The 14890-nt window shown below is 36.8% G+C and carries 14 protein-coding genes; 6 read left to right on the top strand and 8 right to left on the bottom strand.

Features of this window, described 5'->3' with window-relative positions; all coding sequences use genetic code 11:
- Positions 1–41: 41 nt before the first annotated feature.
- From EPI11_RS06090 to EPI11_RS06080, 3 genes are all read left to right on the top strand, one after another.
- Entirely contained in the window at positions 42–968 is a 927-nt protein-coding gene (locus tag EPI11_RS06090; RefSeq protein ID WP_206619100.1) for a phospholipase A, read from the top strand.
- A gap of 104 nt (positions 969–1072) precedes the next feature.
- Entirely contained in the window at positions 1073–2575 is a 1503-nt protein-coding gene (locus tag EPI11_RS06085; RefSeq protein WP_128389057.1) for an aldehyde dehydrogenase family protein, read from the top strand.
- 144 nt (positions 2576–2719) lie between these two features.
- The gene (locus EPI11_RS06080; protein WP_128389056.1) at positions 2720–3094 is read left to right on the top strand and encodes a DUF779 domain-containing protein; all 375 of its coding nucleotides are present in this window, start codon (positions 2720–2722) and stop codon (positions 3092–3094) included.
- Here EPI11_RS06080 and EPI11_RS06075 read toward each other — a convergent pair.
- The 3 genes from EPI11_RS06075 to prfB all read right to left on the bottom strand — a co-directional run bounded on the left by EPI11_RS06075 (position 3091) and on the right by prfB (position 6635).
- Entirely contained in the window at positions 3091–4011 is a 921-nt protein-coding gene (locus EPI11_RS06075) for an AraC family transcriptional regulator (RefSeq protein ID WP_128389055.1), read from the bottom strand. The two genes, EPI11_RS06080 and EPI11_RS06075, sit on opposite strands and share 4 nt — an antisense overlap.
- 55 nt (positions 4012–4066) lie before the next feature.
- Positions 4067–5299 (bottom strand): GAF domain-containing sensor histidine kinase, encoded by a 1233-nt coding sequence (locus EPI11_RS06070; protein WP_128389054.1) that lies wholly within the window; start codon positions 5297–5299, stop codon positions 4067–4069.
- 234 nt (positions 5300–5533) lie between these two features.
- Positions 5534–6635, bottom strand: a protein-coding gene (prfB, locus tag EPI11_RS06065) for a peptide chain release factor 2 (RefSeq protein ID WP_128389053.1) whose coding sequence is annotated in 2 segments (ribosomal slippage) — positions 5534–6571 and positions 6573–6635 — 1101 coding nt in all. Because the reading frame shifts where the segments join, the coding sequence is not laid out codon by codon here.
- Positions 6636–6685: 50 nt separating this feature from the next.
- On the opposite strand from prfB, the gene EPI11_RS06060 reads away from it, so the two are divergent.
- Complete coding sequence (locus tag EPI11_RS06060) at positions 6686–7711, top strand: threonine aldolase family protein (protein WP_128389052.1); 1026 nt, start codon at positions 6686–6688, stop codon at positions 7709–7711.
- A 135-nt stretch (positions 7712–7846) separates the two neighbouring features.
- Here the strand turns inward: EPI11_RS06060 and EPI11_RS06055 are convergent, their stop codons facing one another.
- Positions 7847–8173, bottom strand: coding sequence for a YbaB/EbfC family nucleoid-associated protein (locus EPI11_RS06055; RefSeq protein ID WP_128389051.1), 327 nt, complete (start codon positions 8171–8173; stop codon positions 7847–7849).
- A 73-nt stretch (positions 8174–8246) separates the two neighbouring features.
- Here EPI11_RS06055 and EPI11_RS06050 point away from each other — a divergent pair, with 73 nt between their 5' ends.
- Complete coding sequence (locus tag EPI11_RS06050; RefSeq protein ID WP_128389050.1) at positions 8247–10379, top strand: S9 family peptidase; 2133 nt, start codon at positions 8247–8249, stop codon at positions 10377–10379.
- Positions 10380–10459: 80 nt separating this feature from the next.
- Positions 10460–11500, top strand: coding sequence for a PLP-dependent cysteine synthase family protein (locus tag EPI11_RS06045; RefSeq protein WP_128389049.1), 1041 nt, complete (start codon positions 10460–10462; stop codon positions 11498–11500).
- 236 nt (positions 11501–11736) lie between these two features.
- Here EPI11_RS06045 and EPI11_RS06040 read toward each other — a convergent pair whose 3' ends face one another.
- From EPI11_RS06040 to EPI11_RS06025, 4 genes are all read right to left on the bottom strand, one after another.
- The gene (locus EPI11_RS06040) at positions 11737–12462 is read right to left on the bottom strand and encodes a head GIN domain-containing protein (protein WP_128389048.1); all 726 of its coding nucleotides are present in this window, start codon (positions 12460–12462) and stop codon (positions 11737–11739) included.
- Positions 12463–12698: 236 nt separating this feature from the next.
- Complete coding sequence (locus EPI11_RS06035) at positions 12699–13757, bottom strand: DUF4097 family beta strand repeat-containing protein (protein WP_128389047.1); 1059 nt, start codon at positions 13755–13757, stop codon at positions 12699–12701.
- On the bottom strand, positions 13738–14286 hold the full coding sequence (locus EPI11_RS06030) for a hypothetical protein (protein ID WP_128389046.1): 549 nt from the start codon (positions 14284–14286) through the stop codon (positions 13738–13740). The genes EPI11_RS06035 and EPI11_RS06030 overlap by 20 nt, the downstream gene beginning before the upstream one ends.
- Positions 14286–14837 carry an RNA polymerase sigma factor gene (locus EPI11_RS06025; RefSeq protein ID WP_128389045.1) on the bottom strand — a complete coding sequence of 184 codons (552 nt, stop codon included), beginning with the start codon at positions 14835–14837 and terminating at the stop codon, positions 14286–14288. Before EPI11_RS06025 ends, EPI11_RS06030 begins: the two co-directional genes overlap by 1 nt.
- Between the last annotated feature and the right edge of the window lie 53 nt (positions 14838–14890).

The following is a 14890-nucleotide window of genomic DNA, read 5'->3' as shown; positions in this document are numbered from 1 at the left end:
AACAGACATAATAAATATATTTGTTTACAAATATATTTATTATGTCTGTTTTTTTACATACATCCCGCAAGCAAATATTCCTTTTTGCACTTCTTTTTCACTTTGGTTATACGAATGCCCAGGTAAGTTCGTTATTTGATAATGAGCGTCCAAAATCGATGTCACAGCGATGGGAACTCGATACACTTACTTCTTCGGGTACCTTCCTGATTACACCTTATAAACCTGTTTATGTGCTGCCTATGCGGTGGTCGAGCAATCCCAATGGTCAGCCACATAGTGGTAATCCTGATCCCAAGTATAATGTGGCAGATAATCTTGATCTTAACAATCTTGAATCCAAATTTCAATTAAGCTTTAAAGTGAAAGTCCTGCAGAGTATCTTTTGGGGGCATGGCGATCTATGGATGGCTTATACCCAAAAATCACATTGGCAATTGTATAACAAGAGTCTTTCCCGTCCTTTTAGGGAGATCAATTATGAACCTGAGATCATTTTAAACTTTGCTACAAACTTCGAGCTTTTCGGATTCAAGAATCGTATGGCAGGAGTAGCATTTAATCACCAGTCTAACGGTAGAGGTATACCATTATCCCGAAGCTGGAACAGAATTATCTTTCATGCTGGTTTTGAAAAAGATAACTGGCAGGTATATCTACGCCCATGGTTTAGATTACCTGATGATCCTAAAGAAGATGATAACCCTGATATTGTAGAGTATATAGGTCGTGGTGATGCCACGGTAATTTATTCTCTGGGTACTAATATATTTACATTAACGGCAAACAGTAATCTATCATTTAACAGGCATTTTAAAGGCGGTGCAGAGTTTTCCTGGTCACGAACGCTTAGCGGTAATCTTAAAGGATATTTGCAAATTACTCATGGGTATGGAGAAACACTTATAGATTATAACAATAGACAAACTACAATAGGTTTAGGGGTATCGCTTGTAGAGTGGTTATAAAAATTGTCCTATGTCAATTTTGTGCTATCGATTGAAAGATTAGTGCTATACTGAAACGATTGAGTAGTTTAACTTTGGTAAACAACAAATAAACTATTTAACTTATGAGCATAGTACAACGTCCTGAATTTAAGGAAAAGTATGATAATTTTATTGGAGGTAAATTTGTTCCTCCGGTTAAGGGTGAATACTTTGACAATGTTTCACCAATAGATGGTAAGGTGTTCGCTAAAGCGGCACGCTCTACTAAAGAAGATGTGGACCTGGCTCTTGATGCGGCTCACGAAGGTTTTAAAACCTGGGGTAAGGCATCTCCAGCTTTTAGAAGTAATGTTTTAAATAAAATAGCCGACATCATGGAGGCTAATCTTGAATATCTGGCAACAGTTGAAACCATAGATAATGGTAAAGCCATTCGTGAAACACTGGCTGCTGATTTACCCCTGTGTATTGACCATTTCCGCTACTTTGCAGGAGTTATAAGGGCAGAAGAGGGTTCTATTGCAGAACACGATGAAAACACTGTTAGCATCGTGTTACACGAGCCACTTGGAGTTGTCGGCCAAATCATTCCCTGGAATTTTCCGTTATTAATGGCTACCTGGAAAATTGCTCCTGCAATTGCTGCCGGTAATTGTACTGTAGTAAAAGCGGCAGAGCAGACTCCGGTATCTATACTTATATTAATGGATCTTATAAAAGATGTGGTTCCAGCGGGTGTTATCAATATCGTAAATGGCTTTGGTATCGAAGCAGGAAAACCACTTGCCACCTCACCTAAAATTGCAAAAGTTTCTTTTACAGGAGAAACAACTACAGGAAGGCTTATCATGCAGTATGCCGCCGAAAATATAATTCCTTCAACAATGGAATTAGGTGGGAAATCGCCTAACATTTTCTTTAAATCAGTTGGTGATGCAGACGATGATTTCTTCGATAAAGCAGTAGAAGGTGCTGTAATGTTTGCCCTGAATCAAGGTGAAATATGTACGTGCCCTTCTAGAATGCTGGTTCATGAAGATATTTATGATAAGTTCATTGCAAGGGTTATAGAGCGCACAAAGGCTATAAAAATAGGTCATCCGCTGGATAAAACCGTTGCTATGGGAGCGCAGGCATCTAACGATCAATACGAAAAAATAAAATCATACCTTAAGATTGGCAAGGAAGAAGGCGCCGAAGTGCTTACAGGTGGTGAAGTAAATATACTGGAAGGCGATTTAGGTACCGGATACTACATACAGCCTACTATTTTTAAAGGCCACAATAAAATGAGGATCTTTCAGGAAGAGATTTTTGGACCGGTAGTATGTGTTACTACTTTTAAAACGACCGAAGAAGCTATAGAAATTGCCAACGATACCTTATACGGTCTTGGTGCAGGAGTATGGACGCGTGATGCGCACGAACTGTATCAGGTACCACGTGCTATAAAAGCAGGTAGGGTATGGGTTAATAATTATCATGCTTACCCTGCTCATGCACCATTTGGTGGATATAAAAAGTCAGGATTTGGTCGTGAAAACCATAAAATGATGCTTGACCACTACAGGCAGGCAAAAAATATGCTTATTTCTTATGACAAGAAAAAGCTAGGATTTTTTTAGATTTTAAATGTTTTGTTGGCAGGCAGCTTAATACTGTCTGTTTTTTTATTTTGTTTGGTTCAATAAAGGTTTACAGGTAGTGCTCTTTAGTCCCTTGGCACTGCCTGTTCTTTATTGAAAGCGTATGCTTTAAAAATTTATAAAATGTTTAAAAGAGTTGATATAACCAATGAAGCCATTGTACTTGTAAAAGAATTGCAGGGCAGGTATGGCGAATTAATGTTTCATCAAAGCGGTGGCTGTTGTGATGGCTCTCAGCCTATGTGCTTTGTTAAAGGCGACTTTAAATTAGGGTATAGTGATGTATGCCTGGGTACAGTTGAAGGCTGCGAGTTTTGGATGAGCCGTGACCAGTTTGAATACTGGCAGCATACACATCTTACACTGAATGCTATCGATGGCAGAGGAGCGAGTTTCTCGCTTGAAATCCCGCTTGGCAAACGTTTTATGACCGATTCACGACTATTTACGAGTGAAGAGAGTAATAATCTGGAACCGCTTGGTTATATCGAAGACTAGTTAATATACAGTTGTTGGTATTGTTTTGGGGTGATACCTTCGTACTTCTTAAACAACCTGATGAAATAATTGCAATCATCAAACCCCGACATAAAGCACACTTCATTGATTTGTATCCCTGATGTTTTAAGCAGTTTTTTAGCCTGTTTAATTTTCTCGGTTAAAATAAATTCTATCGGGCTCATGCCTAACTCCCTTTTAAAATAACGATAAAACGAGGTGGTACTCATACATGCCTTATCGCTTAACTCTTTTATACTAATGTTTTTCGTTATATTTTTTCTAATGTATTCTGTAATGATATAAATAGCACTATCTGTTTCTGCTGTAGCGGTATTATGGTCTATGCGCTGTACCGTTTGCGTTTGTATGATCCTTACTAATAGTTCCTGCAAAGCAAGATCTACTAAAGCATCTTTGGTAACTGAATAGCTCATGCATTCCCTAATAAGTTTATTGATCGTCGATGCCAGTTCTGTATTATTGTAAAAAGAGTAATTTTCATGGTTTAGCTTCCATATCTCATCTTCTTTTGGATAACGTTCATTCAGGAAGGCTAATGTATTGTTGATCTTGTTATGATCAATAGCCAGAGCAAGGCATTGTGTGGGGTTTTTAATAGTGGCTTCAGGGAAATCGATCTTCATTTCCACGTTCGAAGGAACAATTACAGTTTCTCCCGGTAGATAATCAAATCCGGGATCATCAAATAAATGCATTACTTTTTTGCCTCTAAGCATACTGGTAACAACAAGATCGTTAAATTTTAGAGGTACTAAAACAGATTCCTGATAGGTCTCAAAAAGATTTAGTTCGCAATTGTCCAGCGAATAAATGGTTCTGTTCTCTACAAGCGTCTTTAATGATTTTTCACTGGATAGTGAAGGTGCATCCAGTAATGTCCTGCGATTATTCATATCACTAATTTAAGACCTTTAAATTAGTGATATTTAATGATTCAGGAAAATTTTATCAGTTAAATTCGGCTATGGCTTCAATGTCATTGGGTGTTGTGTATTTTAATGGCAACGACACAATAAACGTAGCACCTTTATCTTTACCAGGACTCATAGCATAAATATTACCCCTGTGTAATTCAATAAATGATTTAGATATCGATAAACCGAGTCCGTTTGAAGTTTCTTTACCGGTAGGTTTAGAACTCAATTTGGCAAATTTGGTAAATAGCTTTTGAATATCATTAAAATTCAATCCCTGTCCTTCATCCTTTACCTCAATGTGAATATAATTTCCGGCTTCACGGGCAGAAACTTTTATACAACTGCCATGGTAAGAATACTTAATAGCATTGCTTAGAAGGTTGTGTAATACATCTGATATTTTAGATTTATCACCTTCAATACATGGAAGTGACTCATCACAATGAAGTTCGATAACCTGTTTTTTACGATGGGCTAAAAGTTCAAAATTATTAAGCAGCCTCGTAAACATATCCCTGAGGTTTATTTCTTCTATAGAAAGTACCAGGTCTTTTTCTTCAAGTTCAGATTGTTTTAAAAGATCGGATAGCCTTTTTTGTATTCTAGCAACCGACGATTTGATCATGCCGGTCATTTTATCTTTGGTTGTAATGTCTTTTCTTATAATATCGTTGGCCAGGTTTATAGATGCCAAAGGATTCTTTATCTCATGAAGCGCAATATTCATAAGATTGATTTGTGATTCAATGGATTTTCTATAGCGCAGCCTGTTCTCGAGTTTATCGATGATAATTTTAGACAAGGTCTTAAGCATGTCTAACTGAAGGTTTGTTGCTTCACGGGGAACATAATCGGCAACAGAAAGTACACCAACATTAAAACCTTCTGGCGATTTAAGCGGTACACCTGCGAAGAAGCGAATACCGTTTTCACCTTTTATAAATTGATTTTCCATCAGCTCTGGCTGGGTATGGGTGTCATTAAAGACAGTTACATCGTCATTAAAGATGGTCAGGGAAGATAATGTGCCCTCACGTTCTACTTCATTTATAGGTAAAGCACTTAAATTTGATTTTAAAAATGCCCTGTCCTGATCTATAAAAGTTATAAAAGCGCAGGGTGTATTAAAAATTTGTGAAGCCATAAGGGCTATCTTGTCGAAAGTATCTTCAGAGTGAGTATCTAATATTTGATACTCCTTAAGTTTTTCCAGCCTATGGATTTCTTTAAGAGGTAATGTAATATCGGGCTTTCTATAAGTCATGGTGTGTTAAGGGGTTACAAATTCTACCTTATATTGTTTTCCGAAAGTACCGAATTTACGATTTTATTCTGACAAAAAAACGTTAACGCAGAATGTTGTAACAAAACCTGCAGGATTTTGTAAACATGAAAATTGTACAGAGAAGTGATGATTTTACAGATTATAATAAATCAATAAAAAATCCCCTTAAATTAATTTCAATTTAAGGGGATTGTAGTATGTTTTGAGCAATCGTTATGATTCTTCCGTTTTCTGTCCCATCATCATGAGGTAAGCTTTCAGGAATTCATCAATGTTTCCATTCATAACTCCGTCTACATCGCTGGTTTCATATTGGGAACGCACATCTTTAACGAGTTTATAAGGATGCATTACATAGTTACGTATTTGTGAACCCCATTCGATTTTCATCTTGTTGGCCTCGATCTCATCGCGCACTGCCTGACGTTTTTTAAGTTCAATTTCATACAATTGGGATTTAAGTAACTGCATAGCTTTGGTTTTATTATCCAATTGCGAACGGGTTTCGGAGTTTTCGATGATAATTCCGGTAGGGTGGTGGCGAAGACGCACTGCCGTTTCTACCTTATTTACATTTTGTCCTCCCGCACCACTGGAACGCATGGTTTCCCATGAAATGTCAGATGGGCTAATATCGATTTCAATGGTATCATCGGCTAATGGGTATACATATACTGAGGCAAATGAAGTATGTCTTTTTCCGTTACTATCAAAAGGGGAGATGCGCACCAGTCGGTGTACACCGTTTTCACCTTTAAGGTAACCAAAAGAATAATCGCCTTCAAACTCAAGAGTTACGGTTTTAATACCCGCCACCTCACCAGCCTGAAAGTTAAGTTCACGTATTTTATAACCTTCTTTTTCACCCCACATCATGTACATACGCATAAGCATAGCAGCCCAGTCACAGCTTTCGGTACCACCGGCACCTGCTGTAATTTGTACTACTGCACTAAGGCTGTCACCTTCGTCGGAAAGCATGTTCTTGAACTCTAAGTTCTCTATATGTGCTATGGTAAGTTTGTATAATTCGTCGAGTTCTTCCTCTGTTGCATCCCCTTCTTTTACAAATTCGTAAACGATTTGTAGTTCTTCGGCCATAGCATTGCCTTTTTCATAATCTTCGACCCATTTTTTCTTAGATCTCAGGTCTCTTACAATGATTTCGGCCTGTTTGGCGTTATTCCAAAAGTCAGGTGCAAAGGTTTTTTCTTCCTCGTTGGTTATCTCAATTAACTTTTTGTCGATGTCAAAGATACCTCCTCAGCGCACCAAGACGCTCTATAATACCTTTAATTTGTTCGGTATTTGTCATAAATAATGTAGTTTTGTACAACGCAAAAATAAGCTATCCTTTTCAATTATATGGAAATAAATTTAGTAAGTGATACGGTAACTAAGCCTGGGCATGAAATGCTGCAGCAAATGTTCAGGGCAAAAGTGGGTGATGATGTTTATAAACAGGATCCTACGGTTATAGAACTTGAAGATACAGTTGCAGGACTTTTCGGTATGGAAGCTGCATTATTCTTCCCATCGGGTACTATGGCAAACCAAACGGCAATAAAATTACACACAAATCCGGGTGATGAGCTTATTTGTGATAAGTGGGCACATATTTTTAATTATGAAGGTGGGGGTGTCGCGGTAAATAGCGGTGTTTCCAGTAGGTTAATAGATGGTCATCGAGGTATGATTACTGCCAATCAGGTTCATGAAGCAATCAATCCTCCCGATTTTTATCATAGCCCTTTAACAAGTCTTGTATGTATTGAAAATACAACAAACAAAGGTGGCGGAGCGTGCTACGATTTACAAACGCTTATGGAAATAGGTGAGGTTTGTAAGGCAAACAATTTAAAATATCACCTTGATGGAGCCCGATTATGGAACGCATTAGTAGCCAAAAGACAGCATCCCAAGCAATTTGGGGAACTATTCGATACTGTTTCGGTATGTTTATCCAAAGGATTAGGAGCTCCGGTTGGATCACTTTTAGTAGGTAAGCACGAACATATACAGAAGGCGTTGCGTATTAGGAAAATATTTGGCGGCGGTATGCGCCAGGCAGGCTATCTGGCAGCTGCCGGATTGTATGCACTGCAAAATAACGTAGGCCGATTGGAAGAAGACCATAGGCGTGCCAAGCAGTTAAGTGTTTTTCTTGAGCAATTACCGTGGATAGAAAAAGTAGAGCCTGTAGAAACCAATATTCTTATATTCTCTATAAAACCTCAATACAGCGAGGCTGCTCTTGTAGAAAAACTAAAACAAAAGAGTATTTTTATCAGCTCTTTAGGAAGAGGCAAGTTAAGAATTGTAACACATTTAGACTATAAAGAAGTAATGCACAATTATGTGTTAGAAACATTGCAGAAACTTACGTTTTAGACATAAAATAATTAGATCTTAGTATTAATATGCTTTAACAAAGATCAATTTTATTTATAAAAAACAGAAAACGGATATAATCTTAAAATGCTTATATCCGTTTTCTGTTTTACAGGTATCAAATCATCATCTTAATTATTTAAACATGCCGTCAAGTCCGGGTATATTTGGCATCCCGTCTTGTGCAACAGCAGCCAGTTCAGCTTCATTAATAGCAGATGCTTTTGCTATAGCTTTATTAAGTACCAATACAAGATAATCTTCTAGCTGTTCTTTGTCTTCGAGTAAACTATCATCTACAGTGATAGAGCGGATACTGCGGTTTGCTGTTATCGTTACTTTTAACAGTCCGTCATTGCTTTGTTCGTCTACAAGCACTGTGTCAAGCCTTTTCTTAGTCTCTTCAATTTTTTGCTGGGTTTCTTTAAGTTTACCCATCATTCCCATGATATCTCCAAACATTTTTATGAATTTTATAAGTTATTTATATTGCAAAAGTATTAAATTGCAGGGTTATATACCAATCGATAAAACAATGAAAAAACATTTACTTTTAAGTTGTGTATGTGTTATTTTTGCAGCAAATGCTCAATCTAATAAAACAAAAATGCTTGAAACCATCACTCCGCCGCTTGCTAAAGTTAAACAAAAAACACTTGAAAAGCACGGCGATGTTCGTATAGATAATTATTACTGGCTAAATGAAAGAGAGAATCCAGAAGTTATTGATTACCTCAATAAAGAAAACGATTATTACAACACTATGACAGCCGGCTCAAAACAATTCCAAAAGGATTTGTTTGAAGAAATGAAGAGCAGAATTAAAGAAGATGATTCTTCTGTACCTTATTTTTATAACGGTTATTTTTATATAACCCGTTTTGAAAAAGGTAAAGATTACCCAATCCATTCCAGAAAAAAGGGAAGCCTTGACGCCAAAGAAGAAATTTTATTCGATTGTAATGAAATGGCAAAAGGGCATACTTATTTTCAACTTGGTGGTTTAAATATTAGTGAAGATAATAACTGGGCGGCTTTTGGTGTAGATACTGTTTCAAGGAGACAATATACCATTCAGGTAAAGAATCTGGTTACTAACGAAATTCTTCCTTTAAAAATTGAAAATACTACCGGAGGTTCAACATGGGCCGGCGATAATAAAACATTATTTTATACCCGAAAAGATCCTGTTACCCTGCGTTCTGATAAAGTTTACAAGCATAAACTAGGTACAGATGCCACTAAGGATGCTGAGATCTTCCATGAAAAAGACGATACCTTCAGTACATTTATTTACAAAGAAAAATCAAAAAAATACTTGGTAATTGGGTCATCAAGTACACTTACAAGCGAGTTCAGAATACTGGATGCAAACACTCCGGATGGTGAATTTAAAGTGTTCCAACCAAGAAAAAGAGGGTTAGAGTACAGTATATCACATTATGGCGACAATTTTTATATTGTAACCAATAAGGATAAAGCAACCAACTTTAAATTAATGATTACGCCAGAATCTAAAACAGGTTCTGCAAACTGGAAAGACCTTATTCCACATAGAAAAGATGTGCTTTTAGAAGATATTGAAATCTTTAAAAACTACTTGGTAGTTTCTGAACGTAGTAACGGACTTAATACCATAAGAATTCGCCCTTGGGATGGAAAAGGGGAATATTATCTGCCATTTGAAAGCGAAACCTATACAGCAGGAACTTCTACCAATCCTGATTTTGATACAGAGATACTTCGTTACAGTTACCAGTCAATGGCAGTGCCGTCGTCGGTAATTGACTTCAATATGAAGACGAAAGAAAAAACGATACTGAAAGAACAGGAAATACTGGGTGGCAAATTCGATAAGAACAACTACACCGAAGAAAGGGTGTGGGCTACAGCTAAAGACGGTACTAAAGTGCCAATTTCTATGGTTTATAGAAAAGGCATAAAGAAAGACGGCAAGAATCCTTTGCTGTTATACGCTTACGGTTCGTATGGAGCTTCTATGGACCCTTATTTCTCTTCTATCAGACTTAGTCTGCTTGATAGAGGATTTATCTACGCTATCGCTCATATTAGAGGCGGGGAAGATTTAGGTCGTGAATGGTATGATAACGGTAAACTGCTTAAAAAGAAAAATACATTTACTGATTTTATTGACTGTTCAAAGTTTGTGATTGAACAAAAGTATACATCACCGGAACATTTATATGCCGAAGGCGGTTCTGCTGGGGGATTACTTATGGGAGCTGTAGTAAACATGGCACCGCAATTGTATCATGGGGTTATTGCTCAGGTAGCATTTGTAGATGTTATTACTACAATGCTGGATGACAGTATTCCATTAACAACAGGAGAATATGACGAGTGGGGTAACCCAAATGATAAAAAATATTATGATTACATGAAATCATACTCACCTTATGATAATGTAACAGCGCAGGAATATCCTAATATGCTTGTTACTACGGGTCTTCATGATTCGCAGGTGCAGTATTGGGAACCGGCCAAATGGGTAGCGAAATTAAGGGTAACCAAGACAGGAAATAATCTTTTGTTCCTGGATACCAATATGGAAGCTGGTCATGGAGGTGCATCAGGAAGATTTGAAGCACTTAAGGAAGTAGCCAAGGAATACAGTTTTTTATTAGATTTGGAAGGAATTAAAAAGTAATTAAATTTTTTTTTGTTAGATTTGCAAAGTTTTGAGGTCACTAAACTTTGTAGATAGTTTACCTTACTAACTTATTTTTTATGAAAGAAGAAATAAAAGCCTATAATAATGTGTTGGAATTAATTGGTAATACACCTCTAATTAAGCTCAATAAAGTTACAGAAGGATTACAAGGGAATTTTTATGCTAAAGTAGAAGCTTTTAATCCAGGCCATTCCACTAAAGACAGGATAGCGTTATATATTATTGAAGAAGCAGAGAAAAAGGGAATCCTTAAACCGGGAGACACTATTATCGAAACTACTTCAGGCAATACTGGTTTTAGCTTAGCGATGGTAAGTATTATTAAAGGCTATGATTGTGTACTTGCAGTAAGTTCTAAATCCTCAAGGGATAAAATAGATATGCTGCGTGCAATGGGAGCTAAAGTATATGTTTGTCCTGCAAATGTTTCTGCAGACGATCCACGCTCTTACTACAATGTTGCTAAAAGGCTTCATGAAGAAATTAAAGGATCTGTTTATATTAATCAATACTTTAATGATTTAAATGTAGATGCACATTATAAAAGTACAGGCCCTGAAATATGGGAGCAGACAAATGGTATGATAACTCACCTTGTAGCCTGTAGTGGGACCGGAGGTACAATATCAGGAGCTGCACGTTTCCTTAAAGAGAAAAATCCTGCAATAAAAGTTCTTGGTGTAGATGCTTATGGTTCGGTATTAAAAAAATACCACGAAACTAAAGAATTCGACAGTGAAGAAATTTATCCATACAGAATAGAAGGATTAGGCAAAAACCTTATCCCAACTGCTACAGATTTTGATGTGATCGATAAATTTATCAAAGTATCAGATGAAGACAGTGCGCATACAGCAAGGCATATAGCTAAAACAGAAGGTCTTTTTGTAGGTTATACAAGCGGAGCTACTTTTCAGGCTGTAAAACAATATGCAGAAGCTGGAGAATTTGATGAAAACAGCAATGTTGTATTAATTTTCCCAGATCACGGATCGCGTTACATGAGTAAAGTATTTAGCGATGAATGGATGAGAGAGCAAGGATTTTTTGACAGCGTTAACTTGGAAGAGGCACAAAAAATTGAATTTATAAAGTAATAAATTCACTTAAATATATAAAAACTCCGAAGAATATTCTTCGGAGTTTTTTTTGAAACTAACTCAACTAACCCTTTTGTGATGCATATTGATTTATAAATACGAATCACAGTACTAAATTATTACCTTTAATAGTTATAAACAATACCTATAAGTAGGTATTCTAATCATTGAAAACAAAAAGCCTGTTCGTATTTGAACAGGCTTTGATCAAAAAAAACATCTACCCAAAGTCATCAATCGTGGGTGAAATTTCCAGATCCTGAAAACTTCAGGTCGGTTTCTTCAGGTCTTCCGGAAAAGGCAATATTACCAGATCCGACAATTCGACCCTTTATTGCTTTTGTACTGTTTACTTTTGCTTCACCCGCACCAGATACCGATGCAATTACATTTTTAGCTTCAAGCCCATTGGCTTTTACTGTACCGGATCCTGCTATTCTACAGATAAATTTTTGGGAAGTTCCACATATATTGATTGTTCCTGAACCTAATACCCACACTTCCGTATTCTCTGCTTTTATTGTAGCGTTAATTGTTCCGGGGCCATCTACAGTAGCTTTAAAGTTTTCGTTTTTAAGAGTACGACGCGAATTGATGCTTCCACAACCTATAAGTGCAACATGTTCCATACGGTTATAAGGAACTTTAATTCTTATTTTATTGCCTCTGCTAGGGTTTACAGGCTGCTCATTTCGAGTAGAAATAGATAAGGTACCCTCGGTAACTTCCATGGTTGTAAGATGCAGTATATTTTCATAACCTTCAATACTAATTGTTCCAGGTTCGCCGTAAACAAGATCTACTTCAAAAGGGCCATTAACTTTAAGTTTTGTGTAAGTGGTGTTTACCTTATGTGTTTCTTTAATAAGGTTTCCATTGCCAACCAGGGTAGTTTTTTCCTGGGAGATTGCAGTTTGGGCAAAGAATAGCCCTACTGCTACTAATGCGGCTAGTTTCATAATAATTGGTCGTTTTTTGATTCCTTACAAGTGAGGAACTGATTGGTTTGATTAATTGTAATACCTGTGATGAGCAGGACTGCCTGATGAGAGCAGATTTTAATTTTTGATTGTTGATTGAACTCCGCTGTTTTATCAGCTTCTGATTTCCCCAGTGATGAGTTGGGTAAACCTGTTATTATGTAGACGCTTACGCTTTAGCAAAGGTTATATAGAAACTGGTTTTTAACACGTTTTTAACTTTTTCCAAGAGCGATATTGCCATACTCAGTCTTGATGTACATGCGGTTAACACCGGATGATCTATTGTACCCTTTATAACTTGCACTGGTATCTCTAACGCTTTTTTCAGTGAATTTAAATCCTCCGGTGCCGTTAACATTACCATATTCTGTATGAAACTCAAAGTCAAAAGCATAATCTTCCTCATACTTTACAGTTACATTAGTATAAGATGCATTGATCGCTACATTTTTAACCGATTTATCAAGCGCTGCAATCCTAACATCACCATAGTTGCAGGTAGCATTAAAAGAACCACTTACCTGACCAAAGCGTAAGGCTGAATAATCTCCGGATCCAGTTGCTTTTCCAGACTTTTTAACACTAAGGTCTCCATATTCAGTTTTATAGGTTAGATCCTGAACTTCATCGAGATTCATTCCTGTATACTGTCCTTGTAATTTTAGCGTTCCGGCTTTCCCTAGCTTAAATGTAGAATACTGTACGTTCACACTACCGGATTTAATATAATTAATCCTTGAAGTATTGCTATACTGAAGCATGATTGTATTACCGTCGGCATTTAATTCGTCAAGATTAATATCACCATATTGACAGTCTATTTTTGCCTTACCATATATTTTGCCGGTAATTACCCCTCCATACTGGTTGGTTAGATCAATAGCGCCCTTTTTAGGAATTTTAATGATATAATTAATTTCAATACTCATGTTGTTACCGTTAACACTATTGTCGATGTTTGTACGGGCACTTAAAAGTGATTTTGTTGCGTTAATATCAATAAGAATACCTGCAAGCTTTTTGTTTACTTTATCTTCGTTGTTACCGCTTACGGTTATGGACACATCGATAGACATTTTACTTTCATCCCAGGTGGTAACATAGATGTTGCCAAACTTATTGTTTACATCCAGTCCGCAATTATCATTCACTAAGTAAACTTTATTTATCTTTTTCTCTTTAGTGTATTTTCCCTTTACGCCATTACCAGCCAGAGTAATACAGGGTAGCATAAGCAATACGAGTAATATATTATGTCTGATTGTTTTCATGGTAGTTTTCTTTTATTTTTTTTACATTTTCAATCTTCACCAGTACATCTTCAAGAAAAGATATTCTTGTTTGAAAATTGGTTATCATGGCATGGATTAATTGTTTGTTTTCGCCTTTTTGAGCTAAATCACGTGTAATTTTATTATAATCTTTTTCCAGGAGCTGCATGTGCACGAGCGCATCCTGTACAAGTTTTTTAGTTTCAGGGCTGTTTTCTTTTTCAACCTTAGCTAATTCTTTATTTATTATCGAAGCAAAATAGACCTGGGTTTCTTTTGCCTTAGGCGACATAGCCACAGTATGGTTATCCGTTTTAGGATTAAATACTAATAGCATTCCTAACATGATTACAATGGCAGCTGCAGCAGGTACTGCAATTTTGTAAAGCAGGTTTGTCTTTGCTTTTTTCTTTTTGCCGGCAAGCCGGTCAAAAAAACGATCTTCATGTCCCGCGGCCGGTTCATCAATGTCCCATTCACCGTTAAAACGGTTAAACATTTCGTCAATGTTTCTCTTTTCATTATTCATTAGGCATTCAATTTTTTAAGCAGGCTTTCTTTTGCCCTGCTTATGGTTGTTCGGCAATTGCCGGAGGTAATTCCCATAATTTCGCTAATTTCTTCATGGTCGTATCCCTCAATAAAAAACAGGGTTAGCGCTATCCTGTAGTTTTCTTTTAAAGACTGTATTGCAGCACCTACTTGTTGGGCTTTTAGCTGCTGGAAATCCAGCGCTGCATCTTCATTAGAGCTTTCGTCTTCTACCTTGTATAAAACGCTGTCAAGAGACTCTAATGCATTTTTATTAATTTTCTTGTAGTTGTCCAGACTGTGGTTGACCACAATTTTTTTTAACCATGCGCCAAAAGTGACTTCTCCTTTAAATGTATCCAGTTTTGTAAACGCTTTCATAAACGATTCCTGCATGATATCTTCTGCCCAATGGCTGTCCTTTACAATACGAAAGGCAGTATTGTACATGGGTTTATAATACCTGTTATAAACCTCAAACTGTGCATTTCGGCTGCCCTCTTTGCATAGCTTTAGTAAAGAATCAATATCCTGGTTTGCGTTTGTCAACTTTAATTGCTTGGTTTATTATAATGACTGTTCTAATTTAGTATTGTTACAGT

Origin of the sequence: Flavobacterium cerinum (assembly GCF_004028155.1) — a bacterium.
Lineage (GTDB): Bacteria > Bacteroidota > Bacteroidia > Flavobacteriales > Flavobacteriaceae > Flavobacterium > Flavobacterium cerinum.
The sequence above is the reverse complement of the archived record's forward strand: the minus strand, read 5'-3'. Positions and strand labels throughout refer to the sequence as shown.

Excerpts from the sequence above, each read along its gene's own strand:
- EPI11_RS06090 (WP_206619100.1), top strand. The coding sequence starts at position 42 with ATGTCTGTTTTTTTACATACATCCCGCAAGCAAATATTCCTTTTTGCA.
- EPI11_RS06085 (WP_128389057.1), top strand. The coding sequence starts at position 1,073 with ATGAGCATAGTACAACGTCCTGAATTTAAGGAAAAGTATGATAATTTT.
- EPI11_RS06080 (WP_128389056.1), top strand. The coding sequence starts at position 2,720 with ATGTTTAAAAGAGTTGATATAACCAATGAAGCCATTGTACTTGTAAAA.
- EPI11_RS06075 (WP_128389055.1), bottom strand. The coding sequence starts at position 4,011 with ATGAATAATCGCAGGACATTACTGGATGCACCTTCACTATCCAGTGAA.
- EPI11_RS06070 (WP_128389054.1), bottom strand. The coding sequence starts at position 5,299 with ATGACTTATAGAAAGCCCGATATTACATTACCTCTTAAAGAAATCCAT.
- EPI11_RS06060 (WP_128389052.1), top strand. The coding sequence starts at position 6,686 with ATGGAAATAAATTTAGTAAGTGATACGGTAACTAAGCCTGGGCATGAA.
- EPI11_RS06055 (WP_128389051.1), bottom strand. The coding sequence starts at position 8,173 with ATGTTTGGAGATATCATGGGAATGATGGGTAAACTTAAAGAAACCCAG.
- EPI11_RS06050 (WP_128389050.1), top strand. The coding sequence starts at position 8,247 with ATGAAAAAACATTTACTTTTAAGTTGTGTATGTGTTATTTTTGCAGCA.
- EPI11_RS06045 (WP_128389049.1), top strand. The coding sequence starts at position 10,460 with ATGAAAGAAGAAATAAAAGCCTATAATAATGTGTTGGAATTAATTGGT.
- EPI11_RS06040 (WP_128389048.1), bottom strand. The coding sequence starts at position 12,462 with ATGAAACTAGCCGCATTAGTAGCAGTAGGGCTATTCTTTGCCCAAACT.
- EPI11_RS06035 (WP_128389047.1), bottom strand. The coding sequence starts at position 13,757 with ATGAAAACAATCAGACATAATATATTACTCGTATTGCTTATGCTACCC.
- EPI11_RS06030 (WP_128389046.1), bottom strand. The coding sequence starts at position 14,286 with ATGAATAATGAAAAGAGAAACATTGACGAAATGTTTAACCGTTTTAAC.